This is a genomic window from Candidatus Edwardsbacteria bacterium RifOxyA12_full_54_48, from assembly GCA_001777915.1.
Classification (GTDB): Bacteria; Edwardsbacteria; AC1; order AC1; family EtOH8; genus UBA2226.
This window is the reverse complement of the sequence record MFFN01000004.1, coordinates 83,154-107,273: the sequence shown is the minus strand read 5'-3', so window position 1 is coordinate 107,273 and position 24,120 is coordinate 83,154. Positions and strand designations below refer to the sequence as shown.

Below are 24,120 nucleotides of genomic sequence, written 5' to 3'. Positions count from 1 at the left end.
AGGTGCGTATACCCCCAACCAGTGGTTAGCTTAACGCACCTAGTCAATTATAGCTTTTGAAAAAGTGCAAGTCAATCATTTTTTCTTTATTTTCAGTCTGTAACGGGCTGATTATTTTGCCAAGGCTTTGCTTCGACACATGGGTATATATTTCGGTGGTCTTGGGGCTGAAATGAACCGGTGCCTACTTAATATAAAACCCGCCGGTTCGGCGGGTTTTTAAAATCTCTCGGCGGTAAATTTTCCCTGGGTCCAGGACAGCAACAGGGGCAATATCTCATCACCGGACTGCCCCTCCAAAGTGTATTTGGTGAGCATGGCATCGGTTATGTCTATCCGGCCTTTCTTGCCGTCCGGGCTGGTCATCTCTATAGATCCGCTCCATCCTCCGATGGAGAACATGTCAATCAGGCTGAACACCGAGATGATGGAGAGGTCTCCCTGGAAGGTCCTGGCCTTCTGCTCAAAAAGCTTCTTGGCCTCCTCGGCCAGCCGCAGGCGCATGTCTATGGTCTTCAGCAGTTCCTGCCGGGCGCAGGGCTTGGTTATGTACTTGGTGGCGCCCAACACGTAGCCCTGAATGCGGTTCTCCAAGCCGGTCTTGGCGGTCAGGAAAATGAACGGGATGCCCCGCAAGTTGGGGTCCTTTTTGACCTCGCGGCACAGCTCGTAGCCGTCCATATTGGGCATCATGATGTCCGACAGGATCAGATCCGGAGGATTGTTTTTAATGAGCTCCAGGGCTTCCTGTCCGTCAAAGGCGGTAGTCACCTGGTAGCCGCTCTTCTTGAGCTCGAACTCCATGATCTTAACGATATTCGGCTCGTCATCGGCCACTAACACTTTGTAACTGCTCATAGTAGAAATAGTATATGATAAGTGAATAGCATTGTCAAGAAATATTTAGGGATGTTTTTGGGACACGGACGCCGTCGTCCATAGCCGTCTTATATTGTGGCAGACTGTGGCGCCGGACGATTCCCGCAGATTTAGGCAGTTCATTATAACAATTATGTGTCTTTTCCAAAAGAATCTATCCGTGCAGATCCGTGTGCCATTGTCATCTCAACTTTTAGGACAAATCTCCACCCACACCTGCCTTTGGCGCGGGCCGTCGAATTCGCAGAAATAGATGCCCTGCCAGGTGCCCAGCTGCAGATGGCCGCCTTTGATCATGACCGTCAGCTGGCAGCCCAGCAGGCTGGATTTGATGTGGGCGGCCGAGTTGCCCTCGCCGTGCCGGTAGTGGTTCTCCCAGGGAACCATCCGGTCCAGCTGTCTTAGTATATCCTCGACCACCGAAGGGTCGGCATTCTCGTTGACGGTCAGCCCGGCGGTGGTATGCGGCACCCAGATGTGACACCGTCCTTCGGTGATCTTAATATCGGAGACCAGCCTCTGCACCTGGCTGGTGATGTCAATAAACTGGCTGCGGTAAGCGGTGGAGATTTGAAAAGAATCCATAGCGGTAAATTTTGGAGTTGCAGTATCGGTATTTGAATCTTTGTGTCCTTTGTGTCTTTGCGAGATAAATCAGCTTCTGCTACGATACCAGCCGTTTGATCACCTCCACCGAATCCACCCCGGCCGCCTCGGCGTTGAAATTGGTGATTATCCGGTGCCGCAGGACCGGCAGGGCCAGGGTCCGGACGTCATCGATCGACGGGGCCAACCGCCCGTCCATGATGGCCAGGGCCTTGGCTCCCAGTATCAGATACTGCGAGGCCCTGGGACCGGCCCCCCAGGAGACGTATTCTTTTACGTATTCCGGGGCTGTTTCGCTTTTGGGACGGCTTTTCTGGACCAGCCCTACGGCATATTCTATTACCTGGTCGGCCACCGGCACCCGCCGCACCAGCTGCTGCAGCTCGATGATCTGCCGGCCGCTCAATACCGGCCGGATGTCGGCCTGGTAGGCCGAGGTGGTGGTCTTGACGATCTCCATCTCCTCGGCCAGGGAGGGATAATCCACCAATACATTGAACATGAAGCGGTCCAGCTGTGCCTCGGGCAGGGGATAGGTGCCCTCCTGCTCGATGGGGTTCTGGGTGGCCAGTACGAAGAACGGCTCGTCCAGCTTGTAGGTGTTTCCGCCGGCGGTCACCTTGCGCTCCTGCATGGCCTGCAGCAGGGCGGCCTGGGTCTTGGGCGGGGTGCGGTTGATCTCATCGGCCAGCACCACGTTGGCAAAGATGGGGCCTTTGATGAACTTGAAAGATCTCTGGCGGCTGCCGGGTTCTTCCTCGATGATGTCGGTGCCGGTGATATCCGAGGGCATCAGGTCCGGGGTGAACTGCACCCGGTTGAAGCTTAAGTTCAGGCATTGGGCCAGGGTGTTTATTATCAGGGTCTTGGCCAGGCCGGGGACGCCCACCAGCAGGACGTGGCCGTTGGTCAGCAGGGCGGTCAGCAGCTGGTCCAGCACTGTCTCCTGCCCAATGATCACCTTGGCCAGTTCCTTTTTCAGGTCCCGCCGGGCCAGGTTCAGTTTTTCGATCGTCTGCCGGTCGTTCTGGTTCTCTTTCAATGGGTGCGCTCCTTAAAATCATTGGCTATTAGTCTAACAAATGGGGGAGGGATAAGTCAACGGAAATTTTGCCGGGCAGGGGGCCGGGGAATATCGTTGGCAATGATATTTGTTTCTTGACATCCCTTTCCCGATATGTTAATTTTACAAATTAAGGCGGTCTTTTATGGCGATCGTTTCTATTGCGGATACATAAAACCCAAGGAGCACGAGATGTCCCCATTAGCCGATTTTTTCCTACTTACCAAGGACCAGATCCTGCAGAAATCCGAGAAGCTGAGGAGCGAGGGCAAGCATTCCAAGGCCGCCGAACTGTTGGCTTCGGGCCTGAAGAACAGCGCCGAGGATTACGAACTGCTGCTGGCCCTGGCCTCCGCCCAGCTGGCCGACAAAAAGGGCCGGGATGCGGTGATGGCCCTGAAGAATGCGGTGACCCTGGTGCCCAGCCGCAGCGGGGAGATCATGGAGCTGGCCGAGAGGTTCTTCTTCTCCGACGGCCAGCTGCCGGAGATGGGCGATCTGGCCTTCGAGATGAACCTGGGGAAAAGGAATTTCGATGCAGCGGTGAAGCTGGTCAAGGAATTGGGCAGCCACGATGTGGACGTGATGTACGCCCGATACAACAAGCTGAAGGAATCATTGGATCATTATCAGGGGCCGGCCAAGCCGGCCGGGACGGTGGCCCGCGAAATGACCACCTATTACGGGACCGCCCTGCTTACCGAGCGCCGGGGCCAGATATCCCAGGCCATGGAGATCCTGGAGAATATTCTGGTCCGATCCCAGGACGAGGGGAACAACGTGATGGCCGCGGCGGCCAAGCTGGCCTCCTATCATCCCGGGGACACCGATACCATGCTCAAGCACGGGGACATCCTGCTGTCGCTGGACAAGAAGGAACGGGCATTGGAGTTGTATGTCGAAGCGGCCAAAAGCGGGGCGGCCGACCGGGTGATCGACAAGCTGGAGGGTTTCTCCCAGCAAGATCCCGACAATATCGAGATGCTGTCCCTGTCGCTCCGGCTCCATCTTCAAAAGCAGGACGCCGCCAAAGCCTTTGCCCAGATCAGCAAACTGGCTTCATTGGACCGCCAGCACGTCGATAACTGGATAAACACCCTGCGGGAGATCGTCAAACTGGATCCCGGAATGGCCGGAGCCCATATGCTGTTGGGGGACCTGTCGCTCGATTCAGACAAACTGGATCTGGCCATGGCCGGGTATGCCAGGGTGGCCGAGCTGGAACCCCAGCGGCTGGAGGAGATACTGGGCCGCTATAGGAAGATCATGGAGAGGTCCCCCGGAAATTTCGAGGCGGCCACCAAGATCATCGATGCCTATATATCGGCCAAACAGAACGGCCAGGCCATTAGCGCCATACATGAAATAGTCGACCAGGACATCTCTCTGGTGGACCTGGCACTGGAAAAACTGGACGCCATCCTGAAATCCGGCCTTGACCAGCCAGAGGCCCTGAATTACCTGGCGGAATGCTACCTGATACGGCAGGACCGGGCCAAAGCCATACCGGTCTACCGCTATCTGGCCGGGCTGGGAAAGGAGCCCCAGGAAAAGGCCCTGGCCGGCCTGCAGAAGATGGTGGCCCAGGATCCCTCGGATATGGCACCAATGATCGCCTTGCTGGATATTCTGGTGAAAGGAACGCGCTTCAAGGAAAGCGCCCTGTTCGGAGCGGAGCTGGCCAAGCGCCATCCGGACAGCTGGGCCGAATATCTGCCCATCCTGGAAAGAGCCTCCTACCTGGACGGCCAGGATTTTAATTCCGCCTTGATCGACATCTGCTCCCAACTGGAGGGATCGGGACAATCCCACCCGGCCATAGATTTTGTGAAAGCGGCGGCCCTGGCCGAGGCCGGACAGCATCAAAGGTCGGCCGAGTTGCTGTTACAACTGGCCAGGGACGAGAGGACTTCCCGGCCGGCCAAAAAAGCCTTGGAGGAGATCTCCCGGAAACATCCCCAGGCGGCTCACCTGCAGCTGGCCCTGGCCGAAAGCTATCAGGACGACGGGAAAATGGAGGACATGGCCTCGGCCCTGCTGTCGGCCATCCGCTACGACAAGACCATGGTGGCCAAGGTCACCGAAAAATTAAACCAGCTGCTGGCGAAGAGCCCCGACAATGTCGAATTGCAGATGCTGCAGCTGGAACTGCTATATCAGGAGAAACTGCTGGACCGGGCCTTCCAAAAAGCCGAGCAGATAGTCTCTCGCTGGCCGGACCAAAGCGGAGCCGGGGCATACCTGCGGCTGGGGCAGATATCCCTGGAAAGGGGCGAACTGACCAAGGCGGCCGGCAGCCTGATGAAGGCCTCGGAGCTGGATGGCGCCCTGTCGGTCGAGGCGGCCGGATCATTGAAACGCCTGCTGGAGATAGATGTCACCAGCCTGGCCGGGCATTACGCTCTGGCCAGGGTCCTGATGCATCAGCGGATATTCGACCCGGCCATCGATGAATTGATGCTGGCGGGCGAGAAGGATCCCCGGCTGGCCGAGAACATCGCCGCCGACCTCAGAAGCATCCAGAAGCTGGAGCCGGCCAATGCCAAAGCCCTGCTGGCCGAGGCCCGGATGGATATCGTCCTGAAGAATACCGATGCCTCGCTGGCCGCGCTAAGCCAGCTGATGGACATCGCCCCGGATAATTTTGCCGGGGCCGAGGCGCTTTACCGAAAATTGCTGTCGGCCAACCCGGAAAACTTCCGGATCAGCCTGGCCTTGGCCCGGGCCTACATCGTCAACGGGGATATCGACCAGGCCGGCCAGCTGATAGAATCGGCGGTAAGTGCCGACCCCGATCTTTATGAACAGGCCATCAGCCTGCTGCGCATATCCCAGGAGAAGGATCCCCGGAACCTGTCCAATCAGGTCCTGCTGGCCAGGATATACCGCCTGCGGGCCAATTATCAGCAGAGCATTGAGCTTCTAAAAAGCGCCCTGGCCGGGGACCAGAGCCTGGCGGAGGCGGTGGGCCATGAGCTGCAGGCCATCATCGCGGAAAAGCCGGATCTGCTGGAGGCCAGATATCTGCTGGCCGAACTTCACCGCAAAAATAACCAGCCCGAGGCCGAGGTCCGGGAATACCAAGCGATATATAAGGCCGATGGAAATGAGCGGGCCAAGATATTAGCCCAGCTGGAGGAGATGGTCTCCCTCGATCCCGGCCTGGTGCTGGCGGTCATTTTGAGCTCCCGGATCCTGGCCGACCAGGGACGGCTGCCCGAGGCGGTGGCCGGGTATATGAGGGCCTGCGAGCTGGACAATGCCTTCCGGCCCACCGCGGCGGCGGAGATAGAGAAGATGCTGCCGGCCAATCCCCAGCTGCCGGAGATCTACGAAGCGCTGGGGACCATCTATTTTGAGCTGGGCAAATTCATCCAAGCCCGCGACATGCTATCCCAGGCCTCCGGAAGGATGACCGATCCCGAACGCCGGATGAGGATCCTTTTCTTCCTGGCCGAGACCCATCTGGCCCTGAGGGATGAGGCCAAGGCCGATGAGGCCATGGACCAGGTCCGGGGGATGATGTCCGACGCCAACGAGGTCTTCAGCGCCCTGCGTCGCTTTGCCTCCCGCCGCCTGCAGGTGGAGATCGATAAATCCTACCAGGCGCTGCAGGAGGCGCCGGACGACCAGTTCCGAAAACTGGACCTGGCCAACAAGCTGATAATCATCCAGAAATTCGATGCCGCCATAAACCTGCTCAATTTCAAACCGCTGGACGAAGAGCTGGCCAACCGCCGGGTGCTTACCCTGGCCAGGGCCTTCTGGGGACGCCGGGAAGCGGTCACGGCCATGGAACTGCTGAGGCAGGTTCCCCTGGAGGGGCATCCCTACAGCCGTTACCAGATGGAGGTTTGTTACCTGCTGGGACAGTGCTACGAGTCCCTCGGCAATTATGGCGGGGCGGTGGCCGCCTACCGCAATATCTACATGGACCAGACCGATTTCCGGGATGTCAGGAACCGCCTGGAATGGTGCGCCGAAAAGGCGGTGATGAAGGAGTTGGAACATCGGGGGGCGGTGCTGGAGGCCAGCCTCTGAAACCCTGGAAATAGGATCTGATAAAACATGCTCGCCAGGACAGGCAGGGGTGTTTATATAATATTACTCTGGCAATTAAATAGATTAATAATCCTTACCCGTTTTTGAACATCCTTGTTGTCATGCCCGTGAAAACGGGCATCCAGGCCTGGATTCCCGCATTCGCGAGAATGACACATTGCGCTATTTATTTGCCGAAGTAATAATTAAAAATCGGAGACCTAAAGTGAAAACAACCTTGGGCAACCTGTTCTTCAAATGGCGCAGCTACACCCCGATACCGCTGCTGCTGGCAACTTTGGTCCTGGCCAAGCCGACCTTATGGTCCATCTCTTTGGGCCTACTGGTGGCCCTGGCCGGAGAGCTGACCCGCATCTGGGCGGTGTCCTACGCCGGAGGGGCCACCCGGACCCTGGAGCCGGGGGTGGGCAATCTGATCACCGGCGGCCCGTTCTCTTATGTCCGCAATCCGCTCTATGTCGGCAATCTCCTGCTGAGCCTGGGGGTCTGCCTGGCGGCCTGGCCGTCCAAGTGGTCCCTGATGATCTCGGAGGCCGTCGCCATCCCCTGGCTCCTGCCTGTATTCATAATAGCCTTCGCCCTACAATATGGCTTCATCGTGGCGGTGGAGGAGGACACCATCCGCCGGAGCCTGGGGGAGGTCTATGATGAATATTATAAAGCGGTGCCCCGCTGGCTGCCCCGTCTGACCCCTTATCCCAAACCTTACCCGGAGAGGGGTGATTTCAAAGCCGGTTTCCGCTCCGACCGCCGCAGCATCCAGACCACCTGCATGGTGCTGCTGGTGATAATCATAATTTATATGGTCAGGCTTTTCGGATAAAAAGAACTTCAGACGGAAATATCCTGGGACAGTAAAAAGGGGGCGTCAAACGACGCCCCCTTTTATCATTGCCTGAATTCAGCTCAGATAGGCCTTCAGCCGGCCGCCCTCGGTGGCCAGTTTGATCTTCCGTAGTGCCCGATCCCTCAATTGCCGCACCCGTTCCCGGGAGATGTTCATCTTCTGCCCAATGGAGTCCAGCGTTCCATGGTCGTTATCGTCCAGTCCGTAATAAAGCTTCAGCACCCTGACCTCCCGCGGGGTCAGCACCGAAAAGGCCTGCTTGATGTCGCTGTCCATGGTCTTGCTCTTCAACGTTTCCTCGGGTGATCTGAAGCGGGGATGCTCCACTATCTCCGAAAGACTGGTCTCGCCGTCCTCCGACAACGGGGCATCCAGGGAGACCTGGTTGGCGCTGTAACCCAGCAGATCGCGGATCTCCTCCACCGGGATCCTGGCCTTTTTGGATATCTGCTTGACGGTGGGCGGGGCGCCGTTGTAGCCGGGGTCGCTCTTTATCTCCTCGATGGCCCGGTTCAGCCGGGTCAGCTTCTCAATGCGGTTCATGGGCAGCCGGATGGTCCGGGTCTGTTCGGCGATGGCCTTCAGCATGGCCTGCCTGATCCACCACACGGCATAGGTGTTGAAACGATATCCCCGGGACGGCTCGAACCGCTGGACCGCCTTCATCAGCCCCACATTGCCTTCGTTGATGAGGTCGGCCAGGGAAAGCCCCCGGCCCTGGAATTCCTTGGCGGTGGACACCACGAAGCGCAGATTGCTCTCGGTCAGCCGGTCGATGGCGGCCTTGATGCCCGCCTTGGCCTGCTGGGCCAGGGCCAGCTCCTGGTCCGGCGACAGCAGGGGGACCCGGCTGATCTCCTTGAGGTAGATATCCAGCGACGGATCGTCATTATAGGCAATTTCCCGATAACTCATATATCAATTCGCTTTCTTAAAAAAACAGCTATTTTCCCGGCCTGACGGCAAAAAATCGCAAAGCCTCTCCGCGCTTGATCAAAAATACCACTGGACGGCTTTCCTGGCGCTTGCTACCCAGGGCCTGAGAATAATCCGCGACAGTCTTTACCGTCTGTCCGTCGATCTTTTTGATGATGTCCCCGGCCCGCAGACCGGCAGCATCAGCCGCCGAGCCGCTTTCGATGCTTTTGACAACCACGCCCTCCTTGTCTTTGATGCCGGCAGCCTTTGCCTCTTCGGATGAAATCGAGATAACTTCCTTGATCCCCAACCATGGTTTATCCGGCTTCTCCTGGCCGGCCTGGGCCACCTCCTCGCCGGGCATCTCGCCGATCTGTGCGGTGATGGTCTTTTCCTTTTTATTGCGGAAGATCACCATCTTGACCCGGGCTCCCACTTTAGCATCGGCCACCACCTGGCGGAATTTGGCCACGTTGGGGGTCTCCTGGTCGTTGAATCTTACTATCACATCCTGGTCCTTCAGCCCGGCCTTGTCGGCCGGGGTGCCGTCCTCCACCTTGGCTACCAACACACCGCTGGCGCTCTTCAGGCCCAAACCTTCGGCCAGATCGGCCGTCAGCTCCTGGGGCAGCACTCCCAGGTAGCCCCGCACCACCCTGCCGGTGGAGATCAGCTGGTCGGCCACATTCTTGGCCAGGTTGATGGGGATGGCAAAGCCGATCCCCTGGCCGGCCGGGTTGATGGCAGTATTGATGCCGATGACCTGCCCCCTGATATCGGTCAACGGACCTCCGGAATTCCCGAAGTTGATGGAGGCGTCGGTCTGGATGAAGTCCTGGTACAGCGGCCCCCCGCCGGCGATGGGCAGGCCGCTGCGCCCCTTGAAGGAGACGATCCCCTGGGTTACGGTGCGCTCCAGTCCGAAGGGGTTGCCGATGGCAATGGCATAATCGCCCACCTCGATATCGTCGGAGTTGCCCAGAAGGGCCACTTCGGCATCCGGCAGGTCGGTCTTGAGACCCTTCAGCCGGATGACCGCGACGTCGGTGCGGGGGTCGGTGCCCACCACCTCGGCCCGGAATTCCCGGCTGTCGGAGAGCTTCACCGTCAACTCGCCGCCCCCGGCCACCACATGGTTGTTGGTCAGGATCAGCCCCTTTTTATCGATGATGAAGCCGGAGCCCTGGCCCTCCACCTTCTGTTTCTGTGGTTCGCGCTGGGGGATCTCGCCGAAGAATTCCCGGAAGAGATCCTCGAACGGCCCCTGGAAACTGTAGCCGGGCCGCTCGATGTATTTCCTGGACTGGATGTTGACCACCGCCGGTCCGACCATTTTGGCCACCGCCACAAAGGGGCTCTTATATTCGGCATTCACCGCCGGGTTGGGGTTCTCCGCCCGGGAACAGGCGGTCCAGTTAAGCCCGGAGGACAGTATCAAGCCGGCTATCAGCCCGATGATCCCGGCCATGACCGTCCTCTGCTCAAAGGCGGGAAATTTTCTCGATCTGCCAGACATTTCAGGTCTCCTTATAAATTATAATAAGATCATTCGGCATCTATCGGAGCTTGGTGTTCCTTCCGCAGATTATCGATGGTCTGCCGGGGATCCTCGACCATCTCCAGGATCAGGCGGACCCCGGCCAGATTCACCCGCTTCACCCTGACCAGGTATACTATGTACTCGATCTCCTCGATGTCCGCCTGGGAGTAAAGCCTGATGCGGCCGCTGATCCGGGCCGGGGAGACCAGCCCCAGGCGCTCATACATCCTTAAGGTCTGCTGATGCAGGCCCACCAGCCGGGCGGCCACGCTGATGGAATACAGGGGGGTCTGGGGGTGAAGTTCGGGCATAGATCGTCAGCCTTTTAATAAAAAAATTGCAGCATCATAAATACCAAGACAGCTCCGGCCGATATTTTCAGCCGGAGCGGATATCCTAAGCGTCTTTTGAGTGGTCATTTAATGTCAATTGAGATCTCCTTGGGCTTGACCTCCTCGGATTTGGGCAGCTTGATGGTCAACACCCCGTTCTCGTAGGAAGCTTTGGCCTTGGCCGACTGGACCTCGCCGGGCAGGGTGATCATCCGCTGGAACTGGCCGTAGCTGCGCTCTATCCGGTGGTAGGTCTTGTCCCTGTTCTCCTCCTCCCGCTTGCGCTCTCCGGAGATGGTGATGATGTCGCCGGTGACCTGGATCTTGACGTCCTCTTTGGTCATGCCCGGGATCTCGGCCTTGACGATGATATCGTCCTGGGTCTCCTCGATGTCCATAACCGGGGCCCACAGGCTGTCGCCCACCAGACGCCTTCCCGGGGTCCGCCCGAAGAAGTCCAGGAAAAGGCGGTTCATCTCATCCTGAAGGGAAACGATATCGGACACCGGCTCCCATTTGTTCAGGTCATGTCTCATATCATACCTCCTTGAAAATAATATTTTATTCCTGAAATTATTTAAGCCAGGGATCAAATATTGCTTGCTGATTGGTATAATATAACACTTGAGTGTCTTATTGTCAAGTGGTTTGACAATGAAAATTTTATTAGCTGTAACTTATTGTAATTCATAATGATAAAATATGGAATAATAACCTACTGTTTAGCCCAAGATTTGACATAGGGGAGTAGTTGTAGGTTTAATCCGGCTGGATCAGTAATTGTGGAAAGGGCAACTTTTTGGAAACCTATATATAGCTTAATGCCTCTAATGACAGTATATTAACCGAGAAAACGCGATGAAAAGGCATATTTGCCCCCTAATTTTCATATCTTTGGCAATTATCGTACAATCGGGATGCGGGAGGTCAAATCCGGCCTCTCCCGAGCTCAGCGATGACGAAGCCATCAATCTGCTTATTTCCTCTTCGGGCTACGCCGATTACTCAAATTACGCCGACGACGGCCTGGCCGATTTCAGCGGACCGTCTCCCCAAAGCGACAGTTTTCCATCCGATATCTATTTCCGCCGGCGCATAGAAAACGGATCGCATTATATCAGCATCAGTTATGACTCCAGCCGCACCTTTGCCACGGCCCTGATAACCACCGATTTTATCGGGCGCCTGGTGATAGATAACAATCAGAACGGGGTGTGCGACACCTTCTCCAGGCCGATAGATGACCGGGGACTGCGGTATGTGTGGTTCAGGAAATGGAATGACCGCTGGCGGGTGTACGGGGCCTCGCCGATGGTGGTGCAGACGGCCGATCCGGCCAATAAAGTTTTAATAGACAGCATCCGGATCGAGGGTGACCTGGGTTTGCGGACCAGGGTGATGTTCAAACAGCAGGAGTTCGGGCAGGTGCTGAGGCGGGAGGAGATGCCTATATTCTACCAGGGGGCGGAGGTCACCCTGACGGTCTGGGCCAGCCTGGAACAGGCTTCCGATTCCTGCTGGGCTTTTATGCACCGGAGGGTCCTGGAGAACGGGGTGGTGGATCACCTGAGGGCGCCGATGCTGAGGCAGGGCCGGTTTGAATTCAGCCTCTGCTGGAAGCTGGATGTGATCACTGCTCCGGTGGTGCGGCATGCGGCGATCGATGTGCTCCTGGGCTCCAGCCTGTTCGGTGACAGCACTGCCGAATACTCGGCCGGCATCTGGACCCTGCCTTATATTGTGACCAATAACGACAGTCTGCCAAAATAATAACCGGGACCAAAAAGCCCCGGCCAACCAGAAAGAAATATCATCATATGAATGAGGTAATGGTGTACGAAGCAGAATGGATCGTCGGTCCCAGCTGGGTCAATCTGGCAAAAAAGCTGCAGGAACTGGCCGGCAAGCATGATCTTCAGATCCAGATAACCGGAAAACAAATGACCCTGATGTGCCAGCGGCTGGATTACAAAATATCAGGCCCCCGCCAAAACCTCAATTTGTTCAATAAGAGGCTGTTGGGCGAGGGCCATGTGAAATTCATCGGGGTGGGCTAAAAGATCATTTTCCGGGTTCGTTCTGGCCGGCCATCTTGGACAGGCCGTCGAAGAACACGTCATTGTCGATTATGATCCCCCGGCTTTTGATGTCCCCCATCATGACCGAGCCGCTTTGCAATTCAACCTTGCTGGCGGCTGTTATGTTTCCCTCCACTTTCCCTCCGATGATGGCATCCTTGACCTTGATCTCGGCCTTCACCAGGCCGCCCTTGCCTACCACCAGGGTCCCGCTGGTCTCCAGGTGGCCCTCGAACTCCCCGTCGATCCGTATCCCGGATTCGGCCTTCAATGTTCCGTTCCACTTGGTGTCCTTGGCCAGGGTGGTGCTGAGCGGCCCTCCGCCGATCTCTACTTTCTTATCCATCGATCTTGTTTCCTTTTTGTTGGGGTTTGATTAATCAAACCCTTACATTATCTATCAGGGCACGGCATAAGCACCCTGGGTTTATTCTATCTCGGTTATGCCCACGTCGTAATCCTCGCCGTTGACCCGCATCACGAAACGGCGCTGGGGATGGCCGTCGGGAGCGGGCACCCCGCCCTTAAGTGACTCCTGGCGGGCCTTCTTCTTCAGGGGGTCCTGCTGGACGGCAAAATATTCCTTGGCCACCGCCGGGTACAGGGCGTAGGACAGGATATCCTCCTCCTTATCGGAGATGCCAGCCATCTCCTTTTTGCATTTATCCCATTCCGGGGCAATATGGTCGGCCGGCCGGTCGGTGATGGGCTTTTCGTCGCCGATGGCCTTTTTCATCACCAGCGGGTCGATGGGGGCCGGGGTTTTGCCGTATAACCCCTTGCAGAGGTCCTTGACCTCCTGGATGATGATCTTATATCTTTCCCCGCCCAGGACGTTGAAGGTGGCCTGGGTGCCCACGATCTGCGAGGTGGGGGTCACCAGCGGAACGTAGCCCAGCTCGGCCCGGACCCTGGGGATCTCCTTGAGCACCGCCTCGAACTTGTCCGAGGCATTCTGCTTCTCCAGCTGGGATACCATGTTGGTCAGCATCCCGCCCGGCACCTGGTAGACCAGGGCCCGAACGTCCACCCGCTCGGCCACCGGGGTGATCAGGTGCTGGTAGGCGCTGTCCTTGATCTCCTGGAAATACTCGGCGATCTCCAGAAAATGCGATCGGTCCAGCTTCAGGCCGAACCCGCTGTTGTCCAGCATCTCCGCCATGGTCTCGGTGGGCGGCTGGCTGGTGCCGGAGCCGAAGGGGGATATGGCGCAGTCCAGTATATCGGCCCCGGCCTGGGCGGCGGCAAAGTAGGAGGTGGGGGCCATTCCGGTGGTGCAGTGGGAGTGCAGGCATACCGGCAATCCCACCTCGCTTTTCAGCTTGCCCACCAGTTCCCGGGCCGAGGCTGGGGAGATCAGCCCGGCCATGTCCTTGATGGTGATGATGTCGCAGCCCAGTTCCTTGAGCTCCCGGGCGAATTTCACAAAGCCGTCTATGGAGTGAACCGGGCTCAGGGTGTAGCTGATGGCCCCCTGAACGGTGGCCCCGGTCTTTTTGGCGGTGACGATGGCCTTCTCCATGTTGCGGATGTCGTTCAGGGCGTCGAACACCCGGAAGACATCGATCCCCAGCTCGGCGGCCTTCTTTATGAAATGCTCCAGGATATCGTCGGCATAATGCTTGTAGCCCACCAGGTTCTGCCCCCGCAGCAGCATCTGGAGCCTGGTCTTCTTGGCGTGCTTCTTGAATATCCTGATCCGGTCCCAGGGATTCTCGTCCAGAAAGCGCAGCATGGTGTCGAAGGTGGCGCCGCCCCACATCTCGAAGGACCAGTAGCCCACCTGGTCCATCTTCTCGATCATGGGGATCATGTCCTGGGTGCGCATCCGGGTGGCGATCAGGCTCTGGTGGGCGTCCCGGAAGGCGGTCTCGGTGATATTGACGATATGTTCTTCCGGGCCGCCCTTTTTTATATCGGATCTGGTTTCCGGCTTCTTAGACATCTTGACTACCTCTTGAAATTACAGGATTGCAGCAGATCAGGCCAGCACCACCAATACTTCGCCGGAGCTCACAGACTGCCTTTCCGCCACCCTGATCTCCGAGACCTTGCCGGCCAGGTGGGAGGATATGGAGGTCTCCATCTTCATGGCCTCCAGTTTCAGCAGGACGTCGCCATCCTTGACCTCCTGGCCCACCTGGCACAGTATCTTGATTACGGTGCCGGTCATGGGGGCCTGGACCGCCTTCTGTCCGGCGGCCACGGCCGCCGGGGCGGCCTTGGCCGGGGCGCCGGGGGCGGGTGGCGGCGCCACCATCACGGTCCGGGGAGCGGCCTGTACCGGCAGTGCCGGGGGGGCGGACCTTTTGCCGACCTCTTCAACCTCAACCTCATAAGCCTTGTTGTTGACCTTGACGATATACTTGCGAGACATAGCATCCTCATTGTTTTTATTTGAAATGTTTTGATTTCTGCTGGATTCCTGCTTCCGCAGGAATGACAAGATAATCTTTAAGCTTTGCTGTCTTGGATGGTCAGTGGATCAGGTTTATATCCTACTTTTTCCGGTATCCGGTCATGATCTCCTGGCGGCCGGTCAGGGCCCACAGGCTGATCCGGTTCTGCTGGACCGGCTTCATGGAAACTATGTGGTAGCCCAGTTTGTCATCCTTAAGATACTGCCCCAGCGCGGCGGCGATGGCGGTCTGGACCTCGGGGGGGATCTGTGATTTTTTCTGCATCAACATATCCGGTTTGGTTTTTATAATGCTTACATTTTCTTTGACCACCCCTTGATCCCCTCCTTGAACAAGGAGGGGACGGGGGAGGTTAACAGTACCCGGAAGGGAATTACAGCGGAATATTTCCGTGCTTCTTGGCCGGGGATTGCTCGCGCTTGGTCTTGAGTATGGCCAGGGCCGAGACGATCCTTGCCCGGGTGTCCTCGGGCGGGATCACCGCGTCCACGTAGCCCCGCTTGGCGGCCTCGTAGGGGTTGGAGAACATGGTCTCGTATTCCTCTATCAGCTCCAGGCGGCGCTTCTCCTTGTCACCGGCGGCGTCGATCTGCTTGCGGAAGATCACATTGACCGCGCCGGAGGCGCCCATCACCGCGATCTCGCTCTGGGGCCAGGCCAGCATCAGATCACTGCCCAGGTCCTTGTTGCACATTGCGATGTGGGCCCCGCCGTAGGATTTGCGCAGGGTGACGGTGATCTTGGGCACGGTGGCCTCGGAGTAGGCGAACAATATCTTGGCGCCGTGGCGGATGATGCCGCCGTGCTCCTGCTGTTTGCCGGGCAGGTAGCCGGGGCAGTCCACGAAGGTCACCAACGGGATGTTGAAGGCGTCGCAGAAGCGGATGAAGCGGGCGGCCTTGTCGGACGAGTTGATGTCCAGACAGCCGGCCAGGACCTGCGGCTGGTTGGCCACGATGCCCACCGTCTGCCCGGCGATGCGGCCCAGCCCCACCACGATGTTGAGGGCGTAAAGCTGGTGCACCTCCAGGAAGTCCCCGTTGTCCACCACCCGGGCGATGATGTCTTTGACGTCGTAGGGCATCTTGGGATTGACCGGGACTATATCGCGCATCGCCAGGTCCGGGCCGGCGGGCCCGTTATCGGTCTCCACCACCGGCGGATCCTCCAGATTGTTGGCCGGCAGCAGGGTGATCAGCTGGCGGACCCCGGCGAAGCAGTCCTCCTCCGAGGAATAGATGAAATGGCCGTTGCCGGAGACGGCGTTGTGGGCCTGGGCCCCGCCCAGTTCCTCCAGCCCCACGTCCTCGCCCATCACCGCCTTGATGACCTGGGGGCCGGTGATGTACATGTTGGAGACCTTGTCCACCATGAACACGAAATCGGTGATGGCCGGGGAATAGACCGCGCCGCCGGCGCAGGGTCCCAGTATCACCGAGATCTGCGGTATCACCCCCGAGGCCCGGGTGTTGCGGAAGAAGATCATGCCGTAGCCCCGCAGGGAATCCACCCCCTCCTGGATGCGGGCTCCGCCGGAATCGTTGATGCCGATGACCGGGACGCCCATCTTAAGGGCCATGTCCTGCATCTTGACGATCTTTAAAGCATGGGCCTCGCCCAAAGAACCGCCGGTTACGGTGAAATCCTGGGAGAAGACGAACACCGGGCGGCCCTCGATGGTGCCGTAGCCGGTGACCACGCCGTCGGCCGGGATCTCCACCTTGTCCATGCCGAAGTTGTCGCAGCGGTGCTTGACGAAGGCGTCGAATTCCACGAAGCTCTGGGGGTCCAGCAGAAGGTCCAGGCGCTCCCGGGCCGAGAGCTTGCCCTTGTCGTGCTGTTTGGCGGCCCGCTTGCCGTCGGCGTCGCAGATGACCGCCTTTTGGTCCTCCAGGGCCTTGATTATCTGTTCAATGGTCTTTTCAGACATTTTGGTAAACCTTTTTATATTAAAAGTTTGTTTTGACCCCGAATCCGCATGTCATCCCCGGCTTGACCGGGGATCCACTACCGAAAGTACCAACGTTCTTTTTCTCTTTTGTGTCGACAAAACAGAAAAAGAACCAAAAAGACCAAAGCTCGTCGCTGTTGCTCTGCTTGGCGGCCCCAGGCCGTCGGCCTGAATTTACCGGACTCGCTGCGCTCAGACAGCGGCAAATTCTTAACGGCCGCCTTAGACCAGCGGCAGAGCAAAGGCGACACTAGCGTTCTTGTCTTTTGCCCTTTAGGGAAGCACGGTAATTGCCAGGCGGCGTAATGCCTGACTGCAGCCTGCACTGAGGTTGGCAAATTATGCTACTTTCGAAGTGAAGCGATCCTGCTTCTCCGTATTGCGGCAAAGCATGATACCGGTTGCCGCATAAAATCTTATTATATATGAAAAGGTGGGGGATTTCAAGGAGAAAATGGAAATACAAAAAGGGGCGTTTATAACGCCCCTTTTTCTTTAAGATATTATAGTAATCTATTTTACTTCGTAAACTTCTGCTGTAAAGGAATTGATAGTTAAGGCACTAGTAAAGATATTAAAGATAAAATCCAGAGGTGTATATTTTGTTTCAACTCTAACCTTAGAATTCGGTGGAATTACGCTATCTGTTGAATTGTTGTTTAATGGTACTAAGCCCCAGAAAAGATACCATACACGCTTGGATGCAATCTTTTCGCCAACAGAAGTGTTTGGGGCTAATTGTGCATTGCCGGACACTTTAATGGTAGCGCATCCTATCATTGAAATACAGAAGGCTACGATTAGTAAGGAAGCCAATATTTTTTTCACTTGGGTTCTCCTTAAATTTAGTTAATGGTTTAAAGCCTTTTATTTTGGGGTTTCATTTAAATAAACAATTGCAATTGCAGCGGCAGTGTTGACCGTATTTGCAGACAAACCACCACCTAACGTGGACATATTGGTCTTACTCCCCTGACCACCATATATAATTGCATTGGCACCAATTTTTTTAGCTTTTTTAATTAACGAATTCATAACCTTTTCTGGGGAAGCATAAGCGCCGCCTTCAGCATTAAGAATAGCGATTTCTTTATAAGGTACTTTAACGCTTGCTTTATCCGTATAGATATCAACATTAGTTGTGGGTTGCCGAGTTTCGCTATCCATTTTTGTCATATGTGTTGTGGCGCAGCCAATAATTCCTAAACCAAATATAAACGCCAAGGTTAAAAGTCTTTTGTGAAACATATTTGGATCCTTTCATTAGTTATTAATGTCATTTTAGAAATAATATCACTATTAAACTATACTTGTCAAGAGAAAAGTATAGATATAATATGGTATAAATATAATCGGCTTTAATGCTACTATAAGTGCAAGAAATAGGAGCATTGTATGGCTGATAAAGATTTAAAATTGATTGGACAGAGAATAAAAAAGCTACGTAAAGATGCCGGTTTTACTCAAGATAAGCTTGCAGTGAAGGCATCCATTCATGAAAAATATATCGGACAGATAGAAAGGGGAGAAATAAACACAACCATAGAAACAATTTCAAGAATAGCAAATGCTTTAAATGTAACTATCGCTGATATTTTCAATATTTCCGAAGGACCTGAGCGGAAGAAGAAAATAATAATTGAAATAACTGATAAATTATCCAAACAAAGTATAGAAAAACTGGATTTAGTAAATCGGGTTGTAAAAGAAATTTGTGAATAATATAAAAGCAAAAGGGGCGCTGTTAGCGCCCCTTTTTTATTATTACTGGATTCCCGCCTGCGCGAGAATGACAAAACGGTCGTGTGGATTGCTTCATAAGAAAAGCTACGCAGTATTCTCGCAATGCACGCCCCCTGCCCCCTCCGATGCGGAGGGGGTAATAAGAAACCCCTTCCCGCTTCGGGAAGGGGCAAAATAGACCACCCCTCACCCATTCAACTTGCCGGGCAGGTTGGTTTTCTCAGGGTGACAGTCTGAGAATTAGGGATGGTTATCCCAGGGTCTCCCGTATATACGCCAGCATCAGGTCCCGGGTGGCGTTCAGGCCCTTCAAATGGGTCCGCTCCATGCCGTGGCTGGCCGAGACCCCGGGGCCGATCAGCCCCACCCGGATATCGTACCCGGCTATCAAGGCAATCGAGCCGTCCGAACCGTAGTGGGGGAACACGTCCAGCTTGTGCGGTATCTTGTTCTTCTCGGCCAGTTCGGTCAGCTTGCAGCGGATGCCGTAATCATACGGCCCGGTGGAATCCTTTACGCAGATGGACACCGAGCTCTCATCGCCCTCCACCTTTTCGCCCACCACCCCCATATCTGTTACCAGCATCTCCACCGCGGTCTCCGGCAGGCCGGAGGCGGCTCCGTGCCCCACCTCCTCGTAATTGGAGAAGAAGAAGGCCACCGGGATGGCTTTGAGCTTCTCGGCCCCCAGGGTCAGCATGGCGTCCAGCATGGCGGCCGAGCCGGCCTTGTCGTCCAGAAAGCGGGATTTGATGTAGCCGGTCTCGGTGTACTCGAAGCGGGGGTCGAAGAAGATGAAATCGCCGATCCGGATGCCCAAAGCCTCGGTCTGCTCCTTCTTGGCCACCTCGGCGTCCAGCCGGATGTGCATGTTCTCGGCCTTGCGGACGGTCTTCTCGGCCTCGTCGTTGACATGGGCGGCGGGGTTGTTCAGCAGCAGGGTCCCACGGAACTCGCGTCCGGAGACGGTCCGGATGGTGACATACTCGCCCTCGAACGACGGCAGGATGGGCCCGCCGATCTTGGTGAGGGAAAGATTGCCGTCGGAGTTTATGCCGCTGACCATGGCCCCCAGGGTGTCCACATGCCCGGCCACCACCAGCCGGGGGTGGGGATGGTTTCCGGCCACCAGGCCGCCCTTATTGGTCCGTTTGGTGCTTACCCCGGCGCCCTGGGCCAGCACCTCAATGTATCCCATGATCTGATTGGTGAATCCGGAAGGAGAGTGAATGGCCTCCATGTCCCTCAGGATCTCGACGATGCGCTCCATGATGCTCCTTAGATTTGTTGTTTGTCAGCTGAATGTACAATAAATTATAAAGCACTTTTGGGGCAGAGTCAACCAATAGCAAAAATAAATTGACAGGGGACGAAATTTGGGATAAGTTCCTTTGCAGTGCAGGCAGGCGTGTCCGGCTGCCTGCATCTTGCGGCACTGTCACCCTGAGATGGCCAGCTTGCCTGACAAGCCGAATGGGTGACAGTGCCGTCCACGGATTGAGAGCAGAAAGGACGAAAGATGGTTATACGGCGGAGATCATTTTCGACGTCTGACCCCTCCCCTGCCCCTCCCCCGATGGGAGAGGGAAACGCATAGGGACATGGCGCGCCATGTCCCCACGTTATACAGGATATTTTCATGTTATGTAGGGGCGGGTTTTAAACCCGCCCCTACAGTCATAATCATTATTTCGTGTATTTCGCGGGAAAGGGCAGGCGGGGTCTTATCCTGGCCCAATTCTCCACCGTCCAGGCCAGCAGGATCATCAGGGCCACGGTCAGGACCAGGGCCAATATGGCCTGAGGCCAATCCAAATTTCTCTGCAGGCCGGAGGTCAGCCGGCCGTAGACCAGGGCGATGTGCACCCAGTAGACCATCAGCGAGTGGCGGCCCATCAGCCGCATGAAGGAGAAGCTCTCCGCTTTGAACAACAGGCACAGGAAGAAACATCCCGACAGCAGCACGGCCTGCATCCCTATCCGGATAAAGGAATATTCCGGACTGTTGTAGAACAATATCCAGCCATGGGAATGGGGGATGCTGACGGCGGCCCAGATCCCGCCCAGCATCAGCAGCATCCCGGCGGCGATCAGCCCGTAGTGCAGGAGGATCAGCTTCAATTTGTCGCCCCGGAATCGCCTGGTCAGCAGGCCCACCATGGCCCCGGCCGGCACAAAAACAAAATACGGGAAGACAGGGAAGTGCCCGTACTCCACGGCCGAGTTGAAGAAATTTCCTATGAACCAGGGCAGCGAGTTTATGGCCGGGGAGCTCCAGACCGCCGGGGAGGCCAGGGCCACCAGCACCGTTGTCAGCGCCAGGGCCCAGTATCTCTGGCGGTTGGTTTGTATCACCGCGAAAAGCAGTCCCAGTAGGACCAGCGACACCCCGATGTTGTTGAGGATATCGAACCTCAGGAGGTCCCGCCACTTCGAGTACGGCACCCACTGCAGGTATTCCTCCAGCCGGAACAGGTAGGCTATGCCCAGTATCTCCAAACCACGGCGGGTGGAGAACCACAGCCTTTTGCCGAAAGGGATGTCCATCTGGTCTATCTTGGCATAGCTCAGGCCCACCGACAACCCGGCCAAAAAAAGAAAGGCCGGGGCGGTGTAGGCGCCCAGCATCTGCCATATGTCGAAGGCCCGGGACGGCCGGAAGGCCGGCGACAGAAAGGCGTCCATCACATGGCCCCGGATCATCCACAGCACGGCTAGGCCGCGGACCCAGTCGATATGCAGCAGGCGGGGGGAGGGTTTTGGTATCTGGGAGGTCATCTATGGTATCATTGTAAATATAATTGATTTCATACAAACTCATCCCCATTTATCCCCTTCTCTTTTAAAGAGAAGAGGGAGAGGGGTTGAGTTGAAGTCTCTGGTTCATAAATTAAGCGACCCTAGTTTTAAGGGCTTATTGTGTAAAACCCATAGACCACCCCCCGTCCCCTCCTTGATCAAGGAGGGGATCAAGGGGAGGGCTGTTGATGTTGAAAAGGTTATTGCCTTGCTTGGCAACAGGGGAAATTATACGATAAACATTAACGTGGAGTCAAAGGAAATGTCGCATATAAAATTGTCTTGAACTGCGGCAGGCTATATGTTAAAATGCCTTTCCATGTTAAACAACATAAAAATGCGAGAGATATATGAAGAAGGCTGCTGGAAAGACCAAGACCAATCCCGATATCGGGAAGATCAACCGGGTCCTGGCCAAATACCGGGGCAACAAGGGGGCGCTGATCCCGGTGCTGCAGGAGGTGCAGGTGGCGCTGGGTTTCCTGTCGCAGGACAGCTTGAGGGCCATCTCCGAGGGTTTGGCGATACCGCTGAGCCAGATATACGGGGTGGCCACTTTTTACACCCAGTTCCGCCTGAAGCCCATAGGGAAGCATCTGGTGCGGGTGTGCCACGGGACGGCCTGCCACGTGGGGGGGGCCGAGAAGGTCAGCGCGGCCATCGAGGCCGGCCTCACCGTCAGGGACGGGGAGACCACCGCCGACGGCAAGTTCACGGTGGAATCGGTGGCCTGCCTGGGCTGCTGCAGTCTTGCCCCGGTGATGATGGTGGACAACGACACCTTCGGCCGGCTGACCCCGGAGAGCGCCATCAAGGCGGTAAAGGAGTACTGACCCCACCCTAACCCTCCCCTAAAGCATTAGGAGAGGGATGTTATTAAGAAATGGGACACGGATAAACACGGATCATTGCAGAATTTTATTACTGTCGTGTCATTCCCGAGAAACCGGGAATCCGGTTCTGACCCCTCTCCAACCTCTCCCCGCAACGGAGAGAGGCCCATGGATTGTAAAATTACTTCATATACAAGGAGGATCCTGTCTTGAAAAAAGCGACCTCTAAAGCCAAAACCCTTCCCAAAAAGAAGGCCGTAAAAAAGCCGTCAGCGCCGGACTTCCGGATAGTGGTGGGCCTGGGCAGCTGCGGCATTGCGGCCGGCGGCCACAAGGTCAAGGCCGCCCTGATGGAGAATCTCAAAAAAGCCGGGCTCAAGGTCCAGGTCTCCGACACCGGCTGCGTGGGCATGTGCTACAGCGAAGTACTGCTGGATGTCCACCACAAGAACGGCCAGGTCTACACCTACGGCAACATGACCCCGGACAGGATGCCGCGCTTCGTCGACCAGCATCTGACCCAGGGCCAGCCGGTGGCCGAATGGCTGGTGAGGGCCAGCGACCGGGCCCTGCCGGACGACAGCTTTTATGCCAAGCAGAAGAGGATCGTGCTGCGCAACTGCGGCCAGATGGATCCCGAGAAGATAGAGGATTACATGGCCCACGGCGGGTACCAGGCCCTGGAGAAGGCCCTCAGGAAGATGTCGCCCGACCAGGTCATCAAGGAGGTGCTGGATTCGGGCTTAAGGGGCCGGGGCGGGGCCGGCTTCCCCACCGGGCGCAAATGGCAGTTCGCCCGGGGCTCCCAGGGCGGCAAGAAATACATCGTCTGCAACGGCGACGAGGGCGACCCCGGGGCCTTCATGGACCGCTCGGTGCTGGAGGGCGACCCCCACAACGTGATGGAGGGGATGCTGATCGCCGGATACGCCATCGGGGCCGACGAGGGCTATTTCTACGTCCGGGCCGAATATCCCCTGGCGGTGGAGCGGCTGAAGCTGGCCATCGGGCAGGCCAAGAAGAAAGGCTTTTTGGGCCAGAACATCATGGGCACCAAGTTCTGCTTCGAGATGAAGATCAAGGAGGGGGCCGGGGCCTTCGTCTGCGGGGAGGAGACGGCCCTGATGGCATCCATCGAGGGCCAGCGGGGGATGCCCCGTCTGAGGCCGCCCTTCCCGGCGGTGTCCGGCCTGTGGGGCAAGCCCACCAACATCAACAACGTGGAGACCTTCGCCAACGTGCCCTGGATCATCCTCAACGGGGCGGCGGCCTTCGCCTCGCTGGGCACCGAGAAGAGCAAGGGCTCAAAAGTATTCGCTTTGGCCGGCAAGATCGCCCGGGGCGGTCTGGTGGAGGTGCCGATGGGCATCACCATCAACGAGATCATCCACGAGGTGGGCGGCGGCATCAAGGACGGCCGCAGCTTCAAGGCGGTGCAGATGGGCGGCCCCTCGGGCGGCTGCATCCCAGCGGCCCTGGGCAACACCATCGTGGACTACGATTCGGTGGGCCAGACCGGGGCCATCATGGGCTCGGGCGGCATGGTGGTGATGGACGACACCACCTGCATGGTGGACATCGCCCGGTTCTTTTTGGATTTCACCCAGAAGGAATCCTGCGGCAAGTGCACCTTCTGCCGGGTGGGCACCAAGCGGATGCTGGAGACCCTGGAACGGATCACCAAGGGACAGGGCAAAGAGGGCGACATCGAGCTGCTGCTGGAACTGGCCGAGAAGATAAAGATCTCTTCGCTGTGCGGGCTGGGACAGACCGCGCCCAATCCGGTGCTGACCACCGTCAAATATTTCCGTGACGAGTACGAAGCCCACATCAAGGAGAAGAGGTGTCCGGCCCATTCCTGCAAGGAACTGCTGAAGTACGAGGTCGTACCCGAGAAATGCGTGGGCTGCACCGCCTGCGCCAGGGTCTGTCCGGTGACGGCCATCTCGGGACAGGTGAAGAAACCCCACGTGATAGACCAGGAGGCCTGCATCAAGTGCGGCAATTGCGTGACCAAATGTAAATTCGACGCCATAAAGGTGAGGTAGA

At 56.7% G+C, this 24,120-nt stretch carries 23 protein-coding genes; 8 read left to right on the top strand and 15 right to left on the bottom strand.

What is annotated here, in order from left to right:
• Positions 1-219: 219 nt before the first annotated feature.
• The 3 genes from A2273_02095 to A2273_02085 form a co-directional block, all read right to left on the bottom strand.
• Entirely contained in the window at positions 220-858 is a 639-nt protein-coding gene (locus A2273_02095) for a hypothetical protein (protein OGF07285.1), read from the bottom strand.
• Between the two features lie 207 nt (positions 859-1,065).
• Entirely contained in the window at positions 1,066-1,464 is a 399-nt protein-coding gene (locus A2273_02090) for a hypothetical protein (GenBank protein OGF07284.1), read from the bottom strand.
• A gap of 79 nt (positions 1,465-1,543) precedes the next feature.
• Positions 1,544-2,527, bottom strand: coding sequence for an AAA family ATPase (locus tag A2273_02085; GenBank protein OGF07283.1), 984 nt, complete (start codon positions 2,525-2,527; stop codon positions 1,544-1,546).
• 213 nt (positions 2,528-2,740) lie between these two features.
• Here A2273_02085 and A2273_02080 point away from each other — a divergent pair, with 213 nt between their 5' ends.
• The gene (locus tag A2273_02080) at positions 2,741-6,589 is read left to right on the top strand and encodes a hypothetical protein (GenBank protein OGF07282.1); all 3,849 of its coding nucleotides are present in this window, start codon (positions 2,741-2,743) and stop codon (positions 6,587-6,589) included.
• A 238-nt stretch (positions 6,590-6,827) separates the two neighbouring features.
• Complete coding sequence (locus tag A2273_02075; GenBank protein ID OGF07281.1) at positions 6,828-7,433, top strand: hypothetical protein; 606 nt, start codon at positions 6,828-6,830, stop codon at positions 7,431-7,433.
• Positions 7,434-7,511: 78 nt separating this feature from the next.
• Here the strand turns inward: A2273_02075 and A2273_02070 are convergent, their stop codons facing one another.
• The 4 genes from A2273_02070 to A2273_02055 form a co-directional block, all read right to left on the bottom strand.
• Positions 7,512-8,372: a hypothetical protein gene (locus A2273_02070; GenBank protein ID OGF07280.1), complete on the bottom strand. Its 861-nt coding sequence runs from the start codon at positions 8,370-8,372 to the stop codon at positions 7,512-7,514.
• 28 nt (positions 8,373-8,400) lie between these two features.
• On the bottom strand, positions 8,401-9,891 hold the full coding sequence (locus tag A2273_02065; protein ID OGF07279.1) for a hypothetical protein: 1,491 nt from the start codon (positions 9,889-9,891) through the stop codon (positions 8,401-8,403).
• Positions 9,892-9,920: 29 nt separating this feature from the next.
• A complete protein-coding gene (locus A2273_02060) occupies positions 9,921-10,226 on the bottom strand; it encodes a hypothetical protein (GenBank protein ID OGF07278.1) in 306 nt (101 codons plus the stop codon).
• Positions 10,227-10,330: 104 nt separating this feature from the next.
• The gene (locus tag A2273_02055; protein OGF07277.1) at positions 10,331-10,783 is read right to left on the bottom strand and encodes a hypothetical protein; all 453 of its coding nucleotides are present in this window, start codon (positions 10,781-10,783) and stop codon (positions 10,331-10,333) included.
• 358 nt (positions 10,784-11,141) lie between these two features.
• On the opposite strand from A2273_02055, the gene A2273_02050 reads away from it, so the two are divergent.
• Together A2273_02050 and A2273_02045 are read left to right on the top strand one after the other, a co-directional pair.
• Positions 11,142-12,017 (top strand): hypothetical protein, encoded by an 876-nt coding sequence (locus A2273_02050; protein OGF07276.1) that lies wholly within the window; start codon positions 11,142-11,144, stop codon positions 12,015-12,017.
• Between the two features lie 59 nt (positions 12,018-12,076).
• Entirely contained in the window at positions 12,077-12,304 is a 228-nt protein-coding gene (locus A2273_02045; GenBank protein OGF07275.1) for a hypothetical protein, read from the top strand.
• 4 nt (positions 12,305-12,308) lie between these two features.
• Here A2273_02045 and A2273_02040 read toward each other — a convergent pair whose 3' ends face one another.
• The 6 genes from A2273_02040 to A2273_02015 form a co-directional block, all read right to left on the bottom strand.
• On the bottom strand, positions 12,309-12,671 hold the full coding sequence (locus A2273_02040) for a hypothetical protein (protein OGF07274.1): 363 nt from the start codon (positions 12,669-12,671) through the stop codon (positions 12,309-12,311).
• A gap of 81 nt (positions 12,672-12,752) precedes the next feature.
• Positions 12,753-14,270 (bottom strand): hypothetical protein, encoded by a 1,518-nt coding sequence (locus tag A2273_02035; protein ID OGF07273.1) that lies wholly within the window; start codon positions 14,268-14,270, stop codon positions 12,753-12,755.
• 36 nt (positions 14,271-14,306) lie between these two features.
• Positions 14,307-14,702 (bottom strand): hypothetical protein, encoded by a 396-nt coding sequence (locus tag A2273_02030; GenBank protein ID OGF07272.1) that lies wholly within the window; start codon positions 14,700-14,702, stop codon positions 14,307-14,309.
• Positions 14,703-14,823: 121 nt separating this feature from the next.
• On the bottom strand, positions 14,824-15,057 hold the full coding sequence (locus tag A2273_02025) for a hypothetical protein (GenBank protein OGF07271.1): 234 nt from the start codon (positions 15,055-15,057) through the stop codon (positions 14,824-14,826).
• A gap of 61 nt (positions 15,058-15,118) precedes the next feature.
• Positions 15,119-16,675, bottom strand: coding sequence for a methylmalonyl-CoA carboxyltransferase (locus A2273_02020; protein OGF07270.1), 1,557 nt, complete (start codon positions 16,673-16,675; stop codon positions 15,119-15,121).
• Between the two features lie 888 nt (positions 16,676-17,563).
• Complete coding sequence (locus A2273_02015) at positions 17,564-17,944, bottom strand: hypothetical protein (protein ID OGF07269.1); 381 nt, start codon at positions 17,942-17,944, stop codon at positions 17,564-17,566.
• A gap of 147 nt (positions 17,945-18,091) precedes the next feature.
• Between A2273_02015 and A2273_02010 the strand changes: the two genes are divergently transcribed.
• Positions 18,092-18,418 carry a hypothetical protein gene (locus tag A2273_02010; GenBank protein ID OGF07268.1) on the top strand — a complete coding sequence of 109 codons (327 nt, stop codon included), beginning with the start codon at positions 18,092-18,094 and terminating at the stop codon, positions 18,416-18,418.
• 271 nt (positions 18,419-18,689) lie between these two features.
• Here A2273_02010 and A2273_02005 read toward each other — a convergent pair whose 3' ends face one another.
• Both A2273_02005 and A2273_02000 read right to left on the bottom strand, forming a co-directional pair.
• A complete protein-coding gene (locus A2273_02005) occupies positions 18,690-19,709 on the bottom strand; it encodes a glucanase (protein ID OGF07267.1) in 1,020 nt (339 codons plus the stop codon).
• A gap of 416 nt (positions 19,710-20,125) precedes the next feature.
• Positions 20,126-21,217, bottom strand: coding sequence for a hypothetical protein (locus A2273_02000; GenBank protein ID OGF07266.1), 1,092 nt, complete (start codon positions 21,215-21,217; stop codon positions 20,126-20,128).
• Between the two features lie 91 nt (positions 21,218-21,308).
• Here A2273_02000 and A2273_01995 point away from each other — a divergent pair, with 91 nt between their 5' ends.
• The 3 genes from A2273_01995 to A2273_01985 all read left to right on the top strand — a co-directional run bounded on the left by A2273_01995 (position 21,309) and on the right by A2273_01985 (position 24,119).
• Positions 21,309-21,524, top strand: a complete 216-nt coding sequence (locus tag A2273_01995; protein OGF07265.1) for a hypothetical protein — start codon at positions 21,309-21,311, stop codon at positions 21,522-21,524.
• A 64-nt stretch (positions 21,525-21,588) separates the two neighbouring features.
• Positions 21,589-22,071: an NADH dehydrogenase gene (locus tag A2273_01990; GenBank protein OGF07264.1), complete on the top strand. Its 483-nt coding sequence runs from the start codon at positions 21,589-21,591 to the stop codon at positions 22,069-22,071.
• A 287-nt stretch (positions 22,072-22,358) separates the two neighbouring features.
• Positions 22,359-24,119, top strand: a complete 1,761-nt coding sequence (locus A2273_01985; protein OGF07995.1) for an NADH dehydrogenase — start codon at positions 22,359-22,361, stop codon at positions 24,117-24,119.
• Position 24,120 lies beyond the last annotated feature (1 nt).